17 protein-coding genes are annotated in these 16,930 nt (G+C 53.9%); 8 read left to right on the top strand and 9 right to left on the bottom strand.

Annotated features, from left to right (window positions below; translation table 11 throughout):
• The first annotated feature begins 12 nt into the window (after positions 1-12).
• A complete protein-coding gene (locus NK55_RS08490) occupies positions 13-1,371 on the top strand; it encodes a DNA polymerase III subunit alpha (protein ID WP_024125333.1) in 1,359 nt (452 codons plus the stop codon).
• Here NK55_RS08490 and NK55_RS08485 read toward each other — a convergent pair.
• The gene (locus NK55_RS08485; RefSeq protein WP_024125332.1) at positions 1,368-2,618 is read right to left on the bottom strand and encodes a SufS family cysteine desulfurase; all 1,251 of its coding nucleotides are present in this window, start codon (positions 2,616-2,618) and stop codon (positions 1,368-1,370) included. The two genes, NK55_RS08490 and NK55_RS08485, sit on opposite strands and share 4 nt — an antisense overlap.
• Before the next feature lie 290 nt (positions 2,619-2,908).
• Between NK55_RS08485 and NK55_RS08480 the strand changes: the two genes are divergently transcribed.
• A complete protein-coding gene (locus NK55_RS08480; RefSeq protein WP_024125331.1) occupies positions 2,909-4,147 on the top strand; it encodes a DUF4912 domain-containing protein in 1,239 nt (412 codons plus the stop codon).
• Positions 4,148-4,228: 81 nt separating this feature from the next.
• On the opposite strand, the gene NK55_RS08475 is transcribed toward NK55_RS08480, so the two are convergent.
• Positions 4,229-5,104: an alpha/beta fold hydrolase gene (locus NK55_RS08475; protein WP_024125330.1), complete on the bottom strand. Its 876-nt coding sequence runs from the start codon at positions 5,102-5,104 to the stop codon at positions 4,229-4,231.
• 83 nt (positions 5,105-5,187) lie between these two features.
• On the bottom strand, positions 5,188-5,508 hold the full coding sequence (locus NK55_RS08470; RefSeq protein WP_024125329.1) for a DUF1815 family protein: 321 nt from the start codon (positions 5,506-5,508) through the stop codon (positions 5,188-5,190).
• Between the two features lie 340 nt (positions 5,509-5,848).
• Between NK55_RS08470 and NK55_RS08465 the strand changes: the two genes are divergently transcribed.
• Entirely contained in the window at positions 5,849-6,298 is a 450-nt protein-coding gene (locus tag NK55_RS08465) for an NUDIX hydrolase (RefSeq protein ID WP_041429176.1), read from the top strand.
• On the opposite strand, the gene NK55_RS08460 is transcribed toward NK55_RS08465, so the two are convergent.
• The 5 genes from NK55_RS08460 to NK55_RS08440 form a co-directional block, all read right to left on the bottom strand.
• On the bottom strand, positions 6,295-7,023 hold the full coding sequence (locus NK55_RS08460; RefSeq protein WP_051372828.1) for a metal ABC transporter ATP-binding protein: 729 nt from the start codon (positions 7,021-7,023) through the stop codon (positions 6,295-6,297). The two genes, NK55_RS08465 and NK55_RS08460, sit on opposite strands and share 4 nt — an antisense overlap.
• On the bottom strand, positions 7,008-8,045 hold the full coding sequence (locus NK55_RS08455; RefSeq protein ID WP_024125326.1) for a metal ABC transporter substrate-binding protein: 1,038 nt from the start codon (positions 8,043-8,045) through the stop codon (positions 7,008-7,010). Before NK55_RS08455 ends, NK55_RS08460 begins: the two co-directional genes overlap by 16 nt.
• 563 nt (positions 8,046-8,608) lie before the next feature.
• Positions 8,609-8,824 carry a 30S ribosomal protein S18 gene (gene rpsR, locus NK55_RS08450; RefSeq protein ID WP_011057896.1) on the bottom strand — a complete coding sequence of 72 codons (216 nt, stop codon included), beginning with the start codon at positions 8,822-8,824 and terminating at the stop codon, positions 8,609-8,611.
• Positions 8,825-8,837: 13 nt separating this feature from the next.
• Positions 8,838-9,032 (bottom strand): 50S ribosomal protein L33, encoded by a 195-nt coding sequence (rpmG, locus tag NK55_RS08445; RefSeq protein ID WP_024125325.1) that lies wholly within the window; start codon positions 9,030-9,032, stop codon positions 8,838-8,840.
• A gap of 35 nt (positions 9,033-9,067) precedes the next feature.
• Complete coding sequence (locus NK55_RS08440) at positions 9,068-9,622, bottom strand: RDD family protein (RefSeq protein WP_024125324.1); 555 nt, start codon at positions 9,620-9,622, stop codon at positions 9,068-9,070.
• Positions 9,623-9,693: 71 nt separating this feature from the next.
• Here NK55_RS08440 and NK55_RS08435 point away from each other — a divergent pair, with 71 nt between their 5' ends.
• From NK55_RS08435 to NK55_RS08425, 3 genes are all read left to right on the top strand, one after another.
• A complete protein-coding gene (locus NK55_RS08435; protein ID WP_024125323.1) occupies positions 9,694-11,412 on the top strand; it encodes an NFACT family protein in 1,719 nt (572 codons plus the stop codon).
• 97 nt (positions 11,413-11,509) lie between these two features.
• Entirely contained in the window at positions 11,510-11,968 is a 459-nt protein-coding gene (psbQ, locus tag NK55_RS08430) for a photosystem II protein PsbQ (RefSeq protein ID WP_024125322.1), read from the top strand.
• Between the two features lie 35 nt (positions 11,969-12,003).
• Complete coding sequence (locus NK55_RS08425) at positions 12,004-14,622, top strand: trans-splicing intein-formed DNA polymerase III subunit alpha N-terminal partner DnaE-N (RefSeq protein ID WP_024125321.1); 2,619 nt, start codon at positions 12,004-12,006, stop codon at positions 14,620-14,622.
• Here the strand turns inward: NK55_RS08425 and tmk are convergent.
• On the bottom strand, positions 14,548-15,273 hold the full coding sequence (gene tmk / locus NK55_RS08420) for a dTMP kinase (RefSeq protein WP_024125320.1): 726 nt from the start codon (positions 15,271-15,273) through the stop codon (positions 14,548-14,550). The genes NK55_RS08425 and tmk overlap by 75 nt on opposite strands.
• Before the next feature lie 194 nt (positions 15,274-15,467).
• On the opposite strand from tmk, the gene NK55_RS08415 reads away from it, so the two are divergent.
• Entirely contained in the window at positions 15,468-15,821 is a 354-nt protein-coding gene (locus NK55_RS08415) for a hypothetical protein (RefSeq protein WP_024125319.1), read from the top strand.
• Positions 15,818-16,927 carry an FAD-binding oxidoreductase gene (locus NK55_RS08410; protein WP_024125318.1) on the top strand — a complete coding sequence of 370 codons (1,110 nt, stop codon included), beginning with the start codon at positions 15,818-15,820 and terminating at the stop codon, positions 16,925-16,927. Before NK55_RS08415 ends, NK55_RS08410 begins: the two co-directional genes overlap by 4 nt.
• Positions 16,928-16,930 lie beyond the last annotated feature (3 nt).

Genomic DNA, 16,930 nt, shown 5'->3' with positions numbered 1-16,930 from the left:
GAAAGGTGAAGCGTGAAGATTGTTGGCCGGCAGTTGGTGGGGTGGCAAGCGGTCTATGACATTGGTGTTGCCAGGGATCACAACTTTCTTTTGGCCAATGGGGCGATCGCCGCTAATTGTTTCAACAAGTCCCACTCCACGGCCTACGGCTACGTTACCTATCAAACGGCATTTCTCAAGGCCAACTTTCCCGTCGAGTATATGGCAGCCTTGCTCACAGCAAATAGTGGCGACCAAGACAAGGTACAGCGCTATATTGCCACCTGCCTGAGCATGGGGATTGAGGTGTTACCCCCCGATGTGAATCACTCAGATATTGACTTTACTCCTGTGGGCCAAAAAATTCTTTTTGGTCTATCGGCAGTGCGCAATGTCGGGCAAGGGGTGATTGCGGCCATTTTGCAGGCACGGGCAGAGGGCGGCACCTTTCAAAGTTTGGCGGATTTTTGCGAACGGGTTCCCCGGGCAGGGGGCGATAGTCGCATTCTCAACCGTCGCGCCCTTGAATCCCTGATTGCCTGCGGTGCTATGGATAGTCTCCATCCCCAGCGCAACCGCAACCAACTGATGCAGGATCTCCCCCTCGTGCTGGAGTGGGCACAGGGGCGCGCCAAAGATCGGGCGGTGGGGCAAGTGAATCTCTTTGATATGTTGGCGGGGGGCTCCAACAATGAATCCAAGGGCAGCTATGACCCAGCCCCCAGTGCGCCCCCGGTTGATGATTTACCCGATGCCGAAAAGCTCCGCCAAGAAAAAGACCTACTGGGATTTTATGTATCGAACCATCCCCTCAAGGATATTCACCGGCCAGCGGCCATGATTGCCCCCATTAGCTTGGCCGATCTTGAACAGCACACAGGTCAAGGGGTGGTGAGTGTGATTGCCCTGCTGACGGCACTGAAGGCCATTACCACCAAGCGCGGCGAGCGAATGGCCATTGTCCAGTTGGAAGACCTCACGGGTCAGGCGGAAGCGGTGGTTTTTCCCAAGGCCTATGAGCGAATTCATGGGCAATTGCAGCTTGATCACCGCCTATTGCTGTGGGGCACCCTAGAAATGCGTGACGATCGCCCCCAACTACTGATTGAAGATGCCGAGCCCCTTGAAGAGGTGAAACTGGTGCTTGTGGATTTGCCCGTAGAGCAGGCGGGGGACATTCAGGCCCAAAGTCGCCTCTCGGAAGTGCTTAAGCAACAGGCGGGAGAAATGCCCAAGGTGCCGGTGGTGGTCAAAGTAACCGATGGCTACCATGCCCAGTACGTACGCCTAGGGCCACAGTTTCGCGTTGAGGATGCCGATCGCGCCCGCCATGCCCTCACCAGTGCCGGTTTTCAGGCCCAAGCCAGTGAACTGCTCAGCCTCAAGCTCTAGGCAAAGACCTCGCTAAAGAAGGCAATCGCTTCCCCCAAAGCAGCAATAAACTGATCAATTTCAGCGCGGGTGTTGTAGAAGTAAAGGCTAGCCCGTGCCGTGGATTGAACCCCTAAATAGCGGTGCAAAGGCTGAGTGCAGTGGTGGCCTGCCCGAATCGCAATTCCCGACTGATCCAGGATAGTCGAGAGATCGTGGGGGTGCACCTCACCAACCGTAAAGCTGGCCAAGGCAGCGCGATCGCCTGATTTGGGGCCATAGACCGTGACAGCAGGAAGCTCTTGGAGGCGTTCAAAGAGGTAGGCCGTGAGTTCCTGCTCGTAGGCATGGATGCGTGCCATCCCCCACTGACTCAGGTAATCTACCGCTGCCCCCAGGGCGATCGCCTCCGCAATGGCCGGCGTTCCCGCTTCAAACTTATGGGGAATATCAGCGTAGGTAGCATGGTCAAGAAAGACATCGGCAATCATTTCACCGCCGCCCAAGAAGGGGGACATTTGCCGCAGGAGTTCCGAGCGTCCCCAGAGGAAGCCGATACCCGTGGGGGCACACATTTTATGGCCAGAGGCCACTAGCCAATCGCAACCCAACTGCTGTACATCAATGGGGAGGTGAGGCACACTTTGGCAGGCATCCACCAATACCCGCGCCCCCTTGGCATGGGCAAGGCGGACAATCTCGGGAATCGGGTTGAGGCACCCCAGCGTGTTGGACACATGGGCCACAGCCACTAAGCGCGTGCGATCGCTCAAAAGGCTTTCGTAGTGGTTGAGGTCAAAGGTTTGCTCTGGCGTCAGTTCAACAAACTTAAGGCGAGCACCGGTTTTTTGGGCAACAAACTGCCACGGAATCAAATTACTGTGGTGCTCCATCACCGTCAGGATAATTTCATCCCCGTCCCGCAGCGTATTCATGCCCCAACTATAGGCCACGAGGTTAATCGCCTCACTGGCATTGCGAGTATAGATAATTTCCTCGGGATGGGCAGCATTGACAAAACGCGCCACCTTTTCCCGTGCCCCTTCATAGGCGGTAGTGGCCTCAGCACTGAGGGTGTGTACCCCCCGATGGACATTAGCGTTATAGCGCCGATAGTAGTCCTCAAGGGTATTGAGAACTGCCAAGGGCTTCTGGGAGGTGGCCGCATTGTCAAAGTAAATCAAGGGGCGATCGTGGACCTGTCGCGCCAAAATCGGAAAATCAGCTCGGCAAAGGTCAGCGAGGGAGCGGCTCGGGGCGATCGTCATAGCACTTGGAATGATCTTGGTTACGTGATGCAACTCCTAGGGAGATTGCAGGCATACATCTTTAACTATAGCCCCTAGAGAACGCCGCCTAGGGAGGGAATGGCAGCCACTCCCTTGATCCCCTTGCAGCAGAATTGTTATGAAGCCCTAACATTTGATCCCCACAAAGGGATAAACTGCGTATAAATCCCTAGGGGTGTTCGGCAATTCCCTTGACGCCCCACGAGTTTTTTGCCAAAGATCAAGGGCAAAGGATAGCTTCGTCTATCAACCCAGCAAAGGAGGCACCCATGCCAAAAGATCGCCCCCCTTTAGAAGAAATGACATTGCGGCAGTTGCGGCGAGTGGCCAGTGAACTGCAAGTATCCCGCTATAGCCGTATGCGCAAAGATCAGCTCCTCGCTGCCATCCGTGAAAAACAGGCGCAAGCCAACGGATCGACCACCACCATTTCTATCCAACCTGTCCCCTCTAGTCTGGAGTCCCAAGAAAAAGTGGAAGCCGCAAAGTTTGACCTCGGTCCTACTCAAGATGATGTTCTCTTGGCCTCAGTGGATGAAGGCCTTGGGGATTTGCCGGGTGGCTATGGTGAAAGCCGCATTGTCCTCATGCCCCGTGATCCCCAGTGGGCCTACGCCTATTGGGATGTGCCCAACGAGCACCGCGAAGAATTGCGGCGGCAAGGGGGGCAGCAACTGGCTCTACGCCTCTACGATGCCACGAATATCAACCTCGATAGCCAAATTCCCCACAGCGTTCAGGAGTACCCCTGCGATGAGTTGGCGCGGGAGTGGTATCTGCCCATCCCCGTCAGCGATCGCGACTATGTAGTGGAAATTGGTTATCGCTGTGCCGATGGCCGCTGGTTAGTTCTAGCTCGTTCTGCCCCCATTCATATTCCCCCCGCCTACCCCTCAGATTGGGTTTGGGATCAATTCATTACCGTGGATTGGGATATGGATCTGCGGGGCAAAACCCTCTTTGATCTGGGGGCACCCTTGGCAGGCACGGCCGAACCCAATCCCATTTATGAAGGCATCTTTGCCATGGCCGAAGGGGCAGAAGCGCAGCGGGTGGCGGGTTCCCTCTTTGGTTCTATGCACCAAGTCCCTGGCGCCATCTCCCAGTTGCCAGAAATGGCCATCAGTTCCTATGTCTTCCCCTCTGGAGTTGGGCTATGGGCGGTGCCGACGGTTTCGGGTCTGACAATGTCGGGCGTTGGCTTCTCAGCTTCGGCGGCTCCCATTCGTCCGCGCAAATTCTGGTTGGTGGCGGATGCTGAACTCATTGTCTATGGGGCTACGGAGCCAGATGCCACCGTCACCATTGGTGGGCGCCCCATCAAACTCAATCCCGATGGCACGTTCCGCTTCCAAATGTCCTTCCAAGATGGCCTCATCGACTTCCCGATCTTGGCAGTGGCGGCAGATGGGGAACAAAACCGCGCTATTCACATGAAGTTCACTCGCGAAACCCCCGAACGCCGCACCAATACCAAGGAAGAAGCGGTGCTGGAGTGGCTCGCCTAAGGAAGTTGATTGGCTCAGTAAATGCCTGATTAAATACCTAATTGAATACCTTTCCCTCTGCCTAATGGGTAGGGGGATTTTTTATGCACGCAAAAAGGCAAGGAGTTCGCGATTGACGAGCCCTGGCACTTCCTGTTGTGCCCAGTGGCCACAGTCAGGCAGGTATTTCAGCCGCCACGGTGCATGGATCAACGCTTCAATACCATTGGCAAGGCAGGGCTGGGCGAGGGGATCATCGGCGCCCCAGAGGATCAGGGTGGGGCTGGTAATGGCTTCCCTGTGCTGTTGCAGTAGGTGCCACCACTGTTGGGGTGAAAAAAGATGGCGATAACTTTTGAGGACAGCAGCGATCGCTCCCGCTTTTTCGAGAGCCGCCTGATAGAGTTGCACAGTTTCTGCTGAAAAGGCCGCCTTGCGGATGGAGTAGCGCTGAAAGAAATCCTGCAAAAAACTCCGCAGATTGTGCCCTAGCCAGTATTCCGCTAAGCCGGGGATGTGGCAGGCCAATAGCGGCCAGTTGCGCCAAAAATGCTCCACCTGCTGCCAGAGTTCCAGTCCCACAGGGTAGAGGTGCGGGGTATTCAAGACCGCTAAATGCTGCACCCTCTGCGGAAAGCGGGCCGCCACATGCCAAGCTATCAGGCCACCGCAATCATGGCCGACAATGTGTGCTCGTTCATAGCCCAGCTCTTGAATGAGCGCCGTAACATCTTGGCTGAGGGTATCGAGATCATAGCCATGGGCAGGCTTCTCGGAGTCATTGTAGCCCCGCAGATCTGGCACTACGACCTTGAAATGACGAGCCAGGACGGGAATTTGAAATCGCCAAGAGTACCAAAACTCTGGAAAGCCGTGCAACAAAATCACTAGATCACCGCTGCCTTGGGTGACGTAGTGCAGGCGCACTTGGTTAACGCTGAGGTACTGGTGTTGCCAACTCAGGGAAACTTCGGTCATTGAGGGTGAGGATCAAAGCAGAAGGGAAATCCAACTACTTTTAAGCTAGCACCGACAAAGAGGCAAGGATAGCCCCGACAGGGTTAAATCGCAGTGGGGACACGGACTTCCTTGAGGAGATTGGCCAGTTCCTGCAGTTGGTTGATGGCCTCTGCCCCTTCTAGTTTCATCAGTTCGCGGTCGTCCCGCATTTCAGTCCAAGTAATTCCATAATCAGAAACCAAAAAGCGAATCAGGTGGTTGTCGGCCAAGCTGACCATAAAGGAGGCACTGTTGAGTTCACCGCCACAGGTGTAGCAGGAGGCCATGTAGCCTCGATTTTCTAGGGCGATCGCTAGGGCTTGCAGGTTCAGCACTAAGTCGCGAATAAACTGGCGGTGTTGTTCGGCTAAGCGATAAAACATAGGACAATTAACTCCAGAAAACGAGTAAATGAATAGCGCAACCCCAAGAAAAATATTAAGACAATCTTAAGAATGTGCCACCGTATACCAATTTGTAAAATCTTATGAAAAAGATGTAACAATCTAAAATTTGCTATAGGTATGAGTAGCTTTCATTGCGCTCGGATGGAACGGCAATACCCTCTAAACGCCTAGCTTGATGTCTAGTTCACCCTTGATTGCCTTTTGATTACCGTCGCAATAGCAGTCTGCCATATTTCTCAAGGGCTATGCTTTTCATTTTACTTTAAGATTCCTGTTTCTAGGGTAACCTAACCCTAAGGACACATTCTGCAAGACAATGCCAGCACCTACGATGGTTCCCGTGGCCCTTGCCATTCTCTACCAAGGCGATCGCGTTCTTATGCAGCTGCGAGATGATGATCCCCACATCCTGTATGCTGGCCACTGGGGACTTTTTGGCGGTCACCTTGAACCTGAAGAAGCACCGCTCGAGGGGGTTCAGCGGGAAGTCTATGAGGAGATTGGCTACTGCCCACCCCACTTCACCTTTTTTGGCGAGTACGGCGATCCCCAAGTACATCGCTATATTTTCACAGGCCCTTTAACCTGCGAATTGGGCACCTTAGTCCTCAATGAAGGACAGGGGATGGACTTGGTACCCTACGCCTCTGTGGTGGCTGGAGTTCACTATGCCCAAACCCTCGGGGAAGATCGCCCCTTAGGAGCCATCCACCAACGGATTCTGCTTGATTTCTTTGCTCAATTTAGGAGGGAATCAGCCCTTTAGGCCGCAAATTGTTGCAGCACCCATTCGGGGGTTCCTAGTCCTTGGACAGAGCGATCCAGATACAGCACCTGATCGCAGGTTGCTCTTACCCGCTCCAAGTGATGGGAAATTTGTAAAATCCCCCAGCCCTCACTCACCTTGAGGGTCTCCAGGAGGTCGTAAAACTGTTGCTCACCTCGGCGATCTAAGCCAGCGGGAGCTTCATCCAAAATCAGGAGACGACGGGGCTGCACCAAGCAATAGGCCAAAAGGGCGCGTTTTGTTTCGCCCCCGGAAAGGGAACTCATGGGTTGCGCCGCAAGATGCTCTAAGTTCAGGCGTTGGAGACTCTCAAAGATGGCGCGATCGCGCTGCTGTCGGTACTGCCAAGGCCACTGCCATGTCGGTTGCCCCCAGCCCAAACCCACAAATTCAGCCACTGTGATCGGAATGCGTGGATCGCACTGGAAGTTTTGTGGCAAATAAGCCACTTGTTGGCGGACATAGGGGAGTGTGCGGCGATAGGCCATGCCATACCCTAGGAGCGTCACCCGTCCCTGCTGGTAGGGAATAATTCCCAAGATGGCTTGAATCAGGCTACTTTTGCCCGCCCCATTGGGACCAACAATGGCCATATTCGTATTGGCTGCGAGGGTAAAGGAGACATTTTCCACCACCCAGCGATCGCCCCGCCGCACGGAGAGGTTTTCCACCTCCAGTAGGTATTCCTTCACAGGGGTATCCACGCCAATTCCAAAACCGCCAAGGAATAAGGGGAACGATGGGCTTGCCGTTGCGCCCCAAACGCTTCAGCAAGGTTGAGAATGTTCTGCTCCATCTTGCCCAGGAAATAGGCAGGGGTGAGATCCGCTGCAGAAGGGGCACGCTCTAGGGGATCAAACACACTCACTTTTGCCCCCGAATCCTGCGCTAAACTTTCAAAGCCCTGTTCTTGCCCCGGTTCAGTCAAGAGCGTTTTCAGGTCACTTTGCCGCACCGCCTGCATCACCCGTTGCACGTCCGCTGGTGAGGGGTTAACGGCGGGAATACCGACGAGATAGATCGCTTTCAGGTTATACCTCTCGGCAAAATAGGGGGCCACATCGTGATAGACCACAAATGTTTTGCCGGCAAAGGGAGTGAGCTTTTCCCGTGCCAGGGCATCGAGTGCTTCTAACTTTTGAATAAAGGCAGCACTATTCTTTTCATAGATGGCAGCCCCTTCAGGATCGACGGCAATCAGGCCATCACGAATATTTTTTACCTGCTGGACAGCACGCTGAGGATCCAGCCAAATGTGGGGATTGAATTCACCATGGCTATGACTGTGGCTATGGTCGTCGTGATCATGGGCGTGGTCGGGATTACCCTTTGTGTTGGCAATTGGGGTTACTCCAGCACTGGTATCAATGACTTTAAGGTCTGTATTGGCGGCATTCTTGATTAAGGGGTCAAGGAACGTTTCCAACCCAAGACCGTTTTTGACCAAGACCCTTGCCGTCCCCAAAAGCCGCACATCCTCAGGACGGGCTTGCAAGTCGTGGGCATCAACATTAGGGGGCAACAGTTGCTCGACAGTGGCGCGATCGCCCGCAACCGCTTTTGTAAAGGCAGTGATGGGTAAAAAAGTCGTCACAATCGTCAATGGCGCTTCTGTCTGTGAGGTCTCCTGCTCCTGTGGCGACTGGGCTTGGGGGGCACAACTGCCCAAAAATACCCCCAGAATTAGCAGCAGCCCCCAGCGTTTAAGGTGTGCTTGAATAGCCATAGGGAAACAGATGAATGATAACCATTCTCATGTTTACACAGGTAGCCAGGGAGAGCAAGCAAAAATATAGCTATTTTGCAAGGGAGGGATATTTATATTGCAAAGAGAAATAGATTAGCCCTGAAGCGTCCCGGAGATCCTTAAAGAACGTGAGGAGTTGTCTCCTAGGTCAAGCAAGGTGGCAAAATCAATGAGGTCATTTATAATCTTTTAGGTCAGTCGCGCCACCCTCCATCGCTGGCGAAAACGAGACAACTGAGTGCCCAAGGTGATCCCCTTCGTCCTTGGAAACTTGATGGGGAAGCCTTAGCGGTAGGGGTTGCTGCAAACCGCGATGACCCTTTCGTCAACCATGCCCAAGAATGTGGGGTAGAAATTTCCAGGATTAATTACGCCCTCGACCAGAGGGGCAGCAGCGGAAAAAAACAGATGAGTTTCATGGAGTAATTCGGGATGAGGATACTGGATCCTGTCTCATTCTTTATCGGGATATCTATAAAGGGGTAAGTTTTAACCTACCCCTTCACAACAGCCCATTAAAATCAATTGGTGATCGCGAGTTCCTAGCCTTCAAGATTCAAGAAGGGCAAGAGGGCCATGATCCGTGCCCGCTTAATAGCTACTGCCAGTTGCCGCTGTTGCTTGGCGGTGAGACCGGTCACCCGCCGCGGTAGGATTTTTCCCCGCTCAGTGATAAAGCGTCGCAGTAAATCCACGTCTTTGTAGTCAATGGGTTGGCCGGGGGGAATGGGGGAAATGCGTCGCCGATAAAATGCCATAGCTGTCCTCTAATTACTTGATTTCTTTGTGAACGGTGTGTTTGTTGCAGTAGCGGCAAAATTTCTTCAGTTCTAACCGCCCTGTGGTGGTGCGACGATTTTTGGTGGTGGTGTAGCGAGAGACACCGGGCGATCGCTGTGCCGGATTAGTGCGGCACTCTGTGCACTCTAGGGTGATAATGATTCTGGCGCCTTTTGCTTTAGCCATGGTCTTGCCTATCTATCCAGTGAGCCGATCTCTAATTATGGCAGATCTTTGCGGATTTTGCTGACCAATTCAATCAGCTTGCGATCGAGGGCAAAGCCGCGCCGACAGCGATACACCTTTGTGCCGCCTAGGCGATCGTGGAGCGTGCGGTGTTCTTCATCAATCCACGCCAGACTGCAGTCAACGGCTAGGGGCAGGGCCAAAATAAGGAGGGCCATACTCGGACCATAGGATTCCAAGCCCACCAATGTCAGCAGTGCCCCGATGCCAATCACCAGTTCTCGCTTGCTGAGGGAGAGCAGATCCGGTGTTCGCTGCCGCTGATCCAACAGTCGCGCATTCATCAACCAATGGCCGGGGCTTTGACCTTTATTGCGGTTGACCATTGCCACCCGCAGTAACCACCAAACGATGGCAAAGACAAACAGTTGTCCCCACTGAATCGCTGCTGCTGGTGTGATACCGACAACGCTCGTCAGCCAGATCAGGATAAAGTCAATGCTGGTGGCGATCGCCCGTCGCCAAGGCTGAGCCAGGGGTAAGGGGGTAGATATTGACGGGAAAGTGCCATAGCAAGCACAGGGTGGCAAAAGGCCAGAGAGTGGCTAGACTAGTATAGCTTGATGCCGATTCCCTCAAAAAATCCTGCGGAGTTTGGACGGTGCAACCCGTTGATTTGACTACTCTGCGTGCTGTTTGTGCCGATCTCCAACATTGGCTACCAGCACGGCTCGAAACGGTTTACCAGCGCGATCGCCACACGATTGCCTTGGCTCTACGCACGCTGAAAAAACAGGGTTGGCTGACCCTCAGTTGGCATCCCCAAGCGGCACGCATTGCCTTTGAACCACCGCCCCCCCGCCAGCCAGACACCTTTACCTTTAGTCAGCAGCTTCATGCCCAACTCAATCGCCTTGCCCTTGTGCAGGTTGGTCTAGTCAACCCTTGGGAGCGCGTTGTGGTTTTGGAATTTGCGCCCCGCCTGCAGGAAGCAACGCAGTGGCGTCTCTATGCCGAGATCATGGGCAAGTACAGCAACGTGATACTGGTAAACGCTGAAGGGGAAATTGTTACCGCCGCCCACCAAGTCAGCCCCCAGCAGTCCCGCTTGCGGCCCATTCTCACCGGTCAGCCCTATGTGCCCCCACCCCCCCTGACAGCAGCGCTGCCCAGTAGCGAGATTCCCTTTGAGCAATGGCAACAACAGGTGAGTGTGATCCCCGGACTGCTGCGGCAGCAACTCCTGAAGGCCTATCGGGGCTTGAGTCCTGCGTTGGTACAGCAACTACTTGCCGATGCCGCTTTGCCCCCAGAGCATCGCACTACGGATCTAAGCGCTGAAGAGTGGCGGCGGCTGTTTGACCATTGGCAGCACTGGCTGGAGTGTTTAGAGAGGGGGCATTTTGTGCCTCAATTCACAGCAACGGGCTATCGCGTCATTCCCCCTCTTGGAGTGCAGACCCCCTCAACCATTAGCATCCACGAGATTCTGGCCACCTATTACCAAGACCAACTCCAGCAGCAGCAAACACAGCAACTTCAGCAACAGTTACACCAGAGCCTACAGGCACAACGGCAAAAACTCATCGCCAAAATTGAGGGCTTTCGAGAACAATTAGCTGCTGCCGCCGTTGGCGATCGCCAACGGTACCTCGCAGATTTACTCATGGCCCATGCCCACCTGTGGCAACCCGGCATGACCGAACTGATTGTGACGGACTTTACCACCCAAGAACCCCTCGCCATTGCCCTCTCCCCAGAAAAAAGCGCCATCCAAACGGCTCAGGAGTTATACAGGCAACACCAAAAACTGAAACGTGCCCAGCAGCACATTACCCCACTCCTCACGGCTGCTGAAGGGGAACTTGCCTATTTGGATCAGGTGGCGGCCACCCTGGCTACGGCCACATCCTTAGATGTCCTTGAGGAGATTCGGGCTGAACTGATTCAACAGGGATACCTGATAGCCCCCGATTACTATCGTCCGCCAACCACCCCTAGTCCCTACCTACGCTATACGACACCGAGTGGCTTCACGGTTCTTGTGGGGCGCAACAACCGTCAGAATGACGATCTCACCTTTCGCGTTGCCAGTCCCTACGATTGGTGGTTTCACACCCAAGAGATTCCCGGCAGCCATGTCATTCTCCGCCTTGAAGCGGGGGAGGTGCCCAGTGACAAAGATATTCAATACGTGGCGGATTTAGCGGCCTACCATAGTCAAGCGCGAGCCAGTGCCCAAGTGCCCGTCGTCTATACCCGCCGCAAGTATGTGCAAAAACCGAAGGGCGCTAATCCGGGGATGGTGATCTACGATCAGGCAACAGTGGTGTGGGGACATCCCCTCAGTGTCAGGGATTGCCCTACAGAGATACCCTAAGGGAGCAAACAGCTTCGCTGCAGCGCGGGCGATCGCGACGGGATCATGGCAGAATAGAACCGTGTTTTTTAAGACACGATATGACTGCTGAGGTTCTATGCTGCGTCTAAATCGAAAGTCCCTAATTTCAATCCTATTAAGCATTGTTGCTATTATTTTAGTCGGCTGTGGCGGCCCCAGTGCCACAACCCCACCCCCACCCACCTATAGTGAGTTGCAAATTACTCGCATTCAAGACTACCTGAGCGACATTGAGAAAAATGCCGAACGCCTTGCTGACTTAGAGGTCAGCATAGCCAAAGGTGATTGGCAGGAAGCCCGCAACATTATGCGCGGCCCTCTCGGTGAAATGTTGATGGATATGCGAGCCCTCAACCGCAACCTTTTGGCAAAGGATCAACCCACCCCCACGGCCTTGACCCGTGCCTTGACCGATGACTTCCTGAAAATTGATCAGGGGGCAGATCTCGATAGTATCACCCTAGCTCAAGAGAGCTTCCGCGAGGCTGAAGCGGATTTCAAGGCCTATCTCAACAGCTTGCCTGAGTTGTCCTAGTCTCTTGCTTTTTCCTAAGTTGATAGCCGTTGCCCATGTCCTTTGTCGGTCTGCATATTCACAGTGATTACAGTCTTCTTGATGGTGCCAGCCAGCTTCCCGACCTAGTGGCACGGGCAATGGAATTGGGGATGCCCGCGATCGCCCTCACGGACCACGGGGTAATGTATGGTGCCATTGAACTGCTAAAGCTCTGCCGTGGTAAGCCCATCAAGCCTATTATCGGCAATGAAATGTATGTCATCAATGGCGACATCACCAAGCAGGAGCGCAAACCCCGCTTTCACCAAGTGGTGCTGGCCAAAAATAAACAGGGCTACCATAACCTCTGCAAACTCACCACCATCTCTCACCTTCAGGGCTTTCAGGGCAAGGGAATTTTTGCCCGCCCCTGCATCAACAAAGAACTGTTGGCTCAATACCGTGAGGGGCTAATTGTCACCAGTGCTTGCCTCGGCGGTGAGATTCCCCAAGCCATTTTGCAGGGCAAGCCAGAGTTGGCCCGCAGTGTTGCTGCCTGGTATCAAGCGACCTTTGGTGAGGATTTTTACCTTGAGATCCAAGACCACGGCAGTCAAGAGGATCGGGTGGTGAACGTTGAACTGGTGCGCATTGGCCGTGAGTTGGGGATCAAAGTTATTGCCACCAATGACTCCCACTTTATTTCCTGTCATGACGTTGAAGCCCACGATGCCCTGCTTTGTATCCAAACCAACAAGCTGCTCAGTGATGAGAAGCGGATGCGCTACAGCGGTACGGAGTACCTGAAATCCGCCGCTGAAATGGCTCGGCTGTTTCGGGATCATTTGCCCGATGAGGTCATTCAAGAGGCCTTGGCGAATACCCTCGCAGTAGCCGCCAAGATTGAAGCCTATAACATCTTTCGTGAGCCCCAAAGTCCAGAGTTTCCGGTGCCGCCTGGCCATACAGCAGATACCTACCTAGAGCAAGTGGCATGGCAAGGACTGTTGGAGCGATTTCACCTCAGCAATCGCCAACAGTTGGAGGCCACCTATCGGCAGCGTTTGGAATACGAACTCAAAATGCTCCAGCAGATGGGGTTCTCCAACTATTTCCTAGTCGTTTGGGACTACATCAAATATGCCCGCGACCACAACATCCCCGTGGGTCCAGGCCGGGGATCGGCAGCGGGTTCCCTTGTGGCCTATGCCCTGCGCATTACCAACATTGATCCGGTTCACCATGGCTTGCTCTTTGAGCGCTTTTTGAATCCTGAGCGCAAGTCCATGCCCGACATTGATACGGACTTTTGTATTGACCGCCGCGAGGAAGTCATCCAGTACGTGACCCAAAAATACGGCAGCGATCGCGTCGCCCAGATCATTACCTTCAACCGCATGACCTCCAAGGCGGTGCTCAAGGATGTGGCACGGGTGCTGGATATTCCCTATAGCCAAGCGGATCAAATGGCGAAACTGATTCCCGTGGTGCGGGGCAAACCGGTCAAATTGGCAGTCATGATCTCCGAGGAAACCCCCTCGCCGGAGTTTAAGGAAAAGTACGACAGTGATCCGCTCGTGCGCCGCTGGATTGATATGGCCATGCGCATTGAGGGCACCAACAAAACCTATGGTGTCCATGCCGCTGGCGTCGTCATTGCCTCAGAACCCTTGGATCAACTGGTGCCGCTGCAGCGCAACAACGATGGCGCAGTGATTACCCAGTACTTCATGGAGGATTTAGAATCCCTCGGCCTTCTGAAGATGGACTTTCTGGGTCTGAAAAATCTGACCATGATCCAGAAAACCCAAGAACTGATCGAGAAAAACCATGGTCAGCGAATTGACCTTGATGCTTTACCCCTCGATGATGCCAAAACCTATCAACTGTTAGCGGAAGGTAAACTGGAGGGAATTTTTCAACTGGAATCCTCGGGGATGCGCCAAATTGTCCGTGAATTGAAGCCCTCGAATCTGGAGGACATTTCCTCGGTGCTGGCGCTCTATCGACCGGGACCTTTGGATGCTGGGCTGATCCCGAAATTCATTAACCGCAAGCATGGGCGGGAACCAATTCAATATCAACATGAGCTTTTGAAGCCGATTTTAAGCGAAACCTACGGCGTCCTGTGTTATCAGGAGCAGATTATGCGGATGGCACAGGACTTGGCGGGCTATTCCCTAGGTCAAGCGGATCTCCTCCGCCGCGCGATGGGCAAAAAGAAAAAAGAGGAAATGGAAAAACATGAAGCCCTCTTCATCGAGGGAGCAGCTAAAAATGGTGTGCCCAGTGCCATAGCCCAAGAACTTTTTAAGCAGATGCTGGATTTCGCTGAATACTGTCTGAGTGGTGAGACCGCGGTGATGACCGTGGAATATGGTGCGGTTCCCATTCGGCGCTTGGTGCAGGAGCGGTTGACCTGTCATGTGTATAGTCTTGATGCCCAAGGTCATCTTTATACGCAGCCCATTGCCCAGTGGCATTTTCAGGGCTTCCGTCCCGTGTATGAGTATCAACTGGAGGATGGCTCGACCATTTGGGCAACACCGGATCACCGCTTTATGACCACCAGGGGCCAGATGCTGCCCATTGAGCAAATTTTTCAGGAAGGACTAGAGCTATGGCAAGGCCCGATCGCCCCCAGTCAGGCGCTTCTTCAAGGTCTCAAACCAGCGGTGCAGATGTGCTGCTAGGCAATCTTGAATAGCTTTACTCACCTGATCTAGGGGTTGGTCGGCATCAATCCGCTGCCAGCGATCGCTCCCTTGCTGAGCTAAGGCCATAAATCCCTGACGAACCCGCTCATGAAAGACCACCGCATTCTGCTCGAGGCGATCCGCTATGCCCCGCTGTTGGGTACGGGCAAGACCAACACCGACGGGAAGATCTAACCAGAGAACTAAATCCGCTCCTAGACCCCCCGTAGCAATCTGGTTGATGTGCTCAATGATCTGCAAGTCCAGCCCTCGCCCATAGCCTTGGTAGGCAACGGTAGAAGCCGTATAGCGATCGCACAGGACAATGCCCCCCCGTTGCAGTTGCGGACGAATGCCAGTGGCCACATGTTGGGCGCGATCGGCGGCATAGAGGAGCAGCTCCGCTAGGGGGTCAATCTCTAAATCACTATGGAGCAGCAATTGCCGTAGACCTTGGCCCAGGGGGGTCCCTCCCGGTTCACGGGTGAGGAGTAAGGGTGGATCAACATGGGAGGATCGTAGTTTTGCCAGCCAGCCACTTTCCTCTAACCACGTGGCGATCGCCCCCATTTGAGTGGTTTTGCCGGCGCCCTCTCCCCCCTCTAGGACAATAAATAAACCCGCATAGGGATGGGTAGCAGAATGCATGAATCCAGCAATGTCAAGAAAAGGTTTGATATAATCGCGGCATGCTGCCGGCACGATGCAAGGAACGCATACAATGGGGCTGATGCTTAATTTCCTGTGATTTCCTAGGCACACCAGCAGTCACAGCACCCCATTTGTGCCGTGAGTACACCAGAACCATTATTCGCAGATTATTAGTTTACCACTTGGCGGTTATGGCTCGATATGCGCGTGTTGTTACCATTGCACTCCCTCGGGCACGGCTAAAGGAAGAGCTGGTGCAAACCCTAGAGGCCTGCGATTTGACAGTGACCCATGTAGGGGACGATTACGTGGTGGCACGGGAGAGAACGCTCGATACTATTTCAATGTCCCAACTGGTTACAGTTGAAGTCCTGATTGATAAAACCACGCCCCAAAAGGATGTCACTAAGTTTGATCTGGTGCTCAAGAACAAGGAACTGACCCTCAAGAAAAATAATCACTGCTTTGAATGGTTTGACCGTGTGAGTCGCGCCATCGCCGAAAATGAAAACTGGGAATTAGTGAATACAATTGCAACACTGTGACGGCACTGCCAGCAAATGCAACGGTGACGATTGTGGGCGCCGGGGTGGTGGGCGCGGCGATCGCCTACGAACTGAGTTGTGTTCTTGATTCAGCGGAAACCCCGATTCTGGTCCTTGAAGCGCAGGGGGAGGAAGATTGGCAAGCAACAGGTGCCGCCCTAGGGGTTCTCATCGTCCATCTCAGTCGGCGGCGGCGCGGACGCAACTTTCAGCTGCGCCAGGCCAGTTTAGCACGCTACGAAACCCTGATTCCAGAACTGGAGGCGCAAACTGGGATCAAGATTCCCTACCAGCGCCAAGGCATTGTTGAAATTTGTACCACAGAAGCGGCGGCAATGGCCGCCCAAGCATGGTTGCAGGAACAGACGCCCCAGGGTGTGCAGTGGCTTTCTCCCGCCGAAGTTCAAGATCAATGTCCCCTTCTTGATCTTCACCATATTCACGGGGCCCTTTGGGCAACGGGCGATCGCCAAGTTACCCCTAAACCCTTGACTCAAGCCCTGCGCCAAGCCGCGCGTCAACGGGGGGTAAAGTTCTTCTATCAAACCCCGGTCCGACATCTCCAACCATCGCGGGGGTGGATTCTGGAATTGGATCAAACTTCGCTGGAGACTGAATACCTCATCTTGGCGGCGGGTCTGGGGACAACGCCCCTCACCGAAGCCCTGGATCGCCCTGTTACTCTGGAACCGGTTTTAGGACAAGCCCTAGAGTTTGCCTGTCAGATTGATGCGAACACACCAGTGATGACCGCTGAAGGGATTCATTTTGTCCCTTTGCCTTGGGGGCGAGTGTGGGTAGGTGCCACTGTGGAGTTCAACACTTTAGTTGGGAATCCACAAACCCTTGATCAACTCCATGGACGAGCCAGCGAGCTTTGGCCAGTTTTGCAAACAGCTCCTATAACACAACAGTGGCAGGGAGTGCGACCGCGTCCGAGCGATCGCCCGGCACCAATCATCGAAAAAATGGATGACCGCACTTGGCTCGCCACTGGTCATTACCGCAACGGTATTTTACTGGCTCCCGTAACCGCCCAAAAAATTGCCGAATCCGTGATCACCACCTTGGCTGAGGGCAATGCCCCAAGGGGCACACAGCATTGATAA

It is taken from the genome of Thermosynechococcus sp. NK55a, assembly GCF_000505665.1.
Lineage (GTDB): Bacteria > Cyanobacteriota > Cyanobacteriia > Thermosynechococcales > Thermosynechococcaceae > Thermosynechococcus.
This window is presented reverse-complemented; position numbering and strand designations above follow the sequence as displayed.

Coding starts and splice junctions, on each gene's coding strand:
- NK55_RS08485 (WP_024125332.1), bottom strand. CDS start 2,618: ATGACGATCGCCCCGAGCCGCTCCCTCGCTGACCTTTGCCGAGCTGAT.
- NK55_RS08480 (WP_024125331.1), top strand. CDS start 2,909: ATGCCAAAAGATCGCCCCCCTTTAGAAGAAATGACATTGCGGCAGTTG.
- NK55_RS08475 (WP_024125330.1), bottom strand. CDS start 5,104: ATGACCGAAGTTTCCCTGAGTTGGCAACACCAGTACCTCAGCGTTAAC.
- NK55_RS08470 (WP_024125329.1), bottom strand. CDS start 5,508: ATGTTTTATCGCTTAGCCGAACAACACCGCCAGTTTATTCGCGACTTA.
- NK55_RS08465 (WP_041429176.1), top strand. CDS start 5,849: ATGCCAGCACCTACGATGGTTCCCGTGGCCCTTGCCATTCTCTACCAA.
- NK55_RS08455 (WP_024125326.1), bottom strand. CDS start 8,045: ATGGCTATTCAAGCACACCTTAAACGCTGGGGGCTGCTGCTAATTCTG.
- rpsR (WP_011057896.1), bottom strand. CDS start 8,824: ATGGCATTTTATCGGCGACGCATTTCCCCCATTCCCCCCGGCCAACCC.
- rpmG (WP_024125325.1), bottom strand. CDS start 9,032: ATGGCTAAAGCAAAAGGCGCCAGAATCATTATCACCCTAGAGTGCACA.
- psbQ (WP_024125322.1), top strand. CDS start 11,510: ATGCTGCGTCTAAATCGAAAGTCCCTAATTTCAATCCTATTAAGCATT.
- NK55_RS08425 (WP_024125321.1), top strand. CDS start 12,004: ATGTCCTTTGTCGGTCTGCATATTCACAGTGATTACAGTCTTCTTGAT.
- tmk (WP_024125320.1), bottom strand. CDS start 15,273: ATGCATTCTGCTACCCATCCCTATGCGGGTTTATTTATTGTCCTAGAG.
- NK55_RS08415 (WP_024125319.1), top strand. CDS start 15,468: ATGGCTCGATATGCGCGTGTTGTTACCATTGCACTCCCTCGGGCACGG.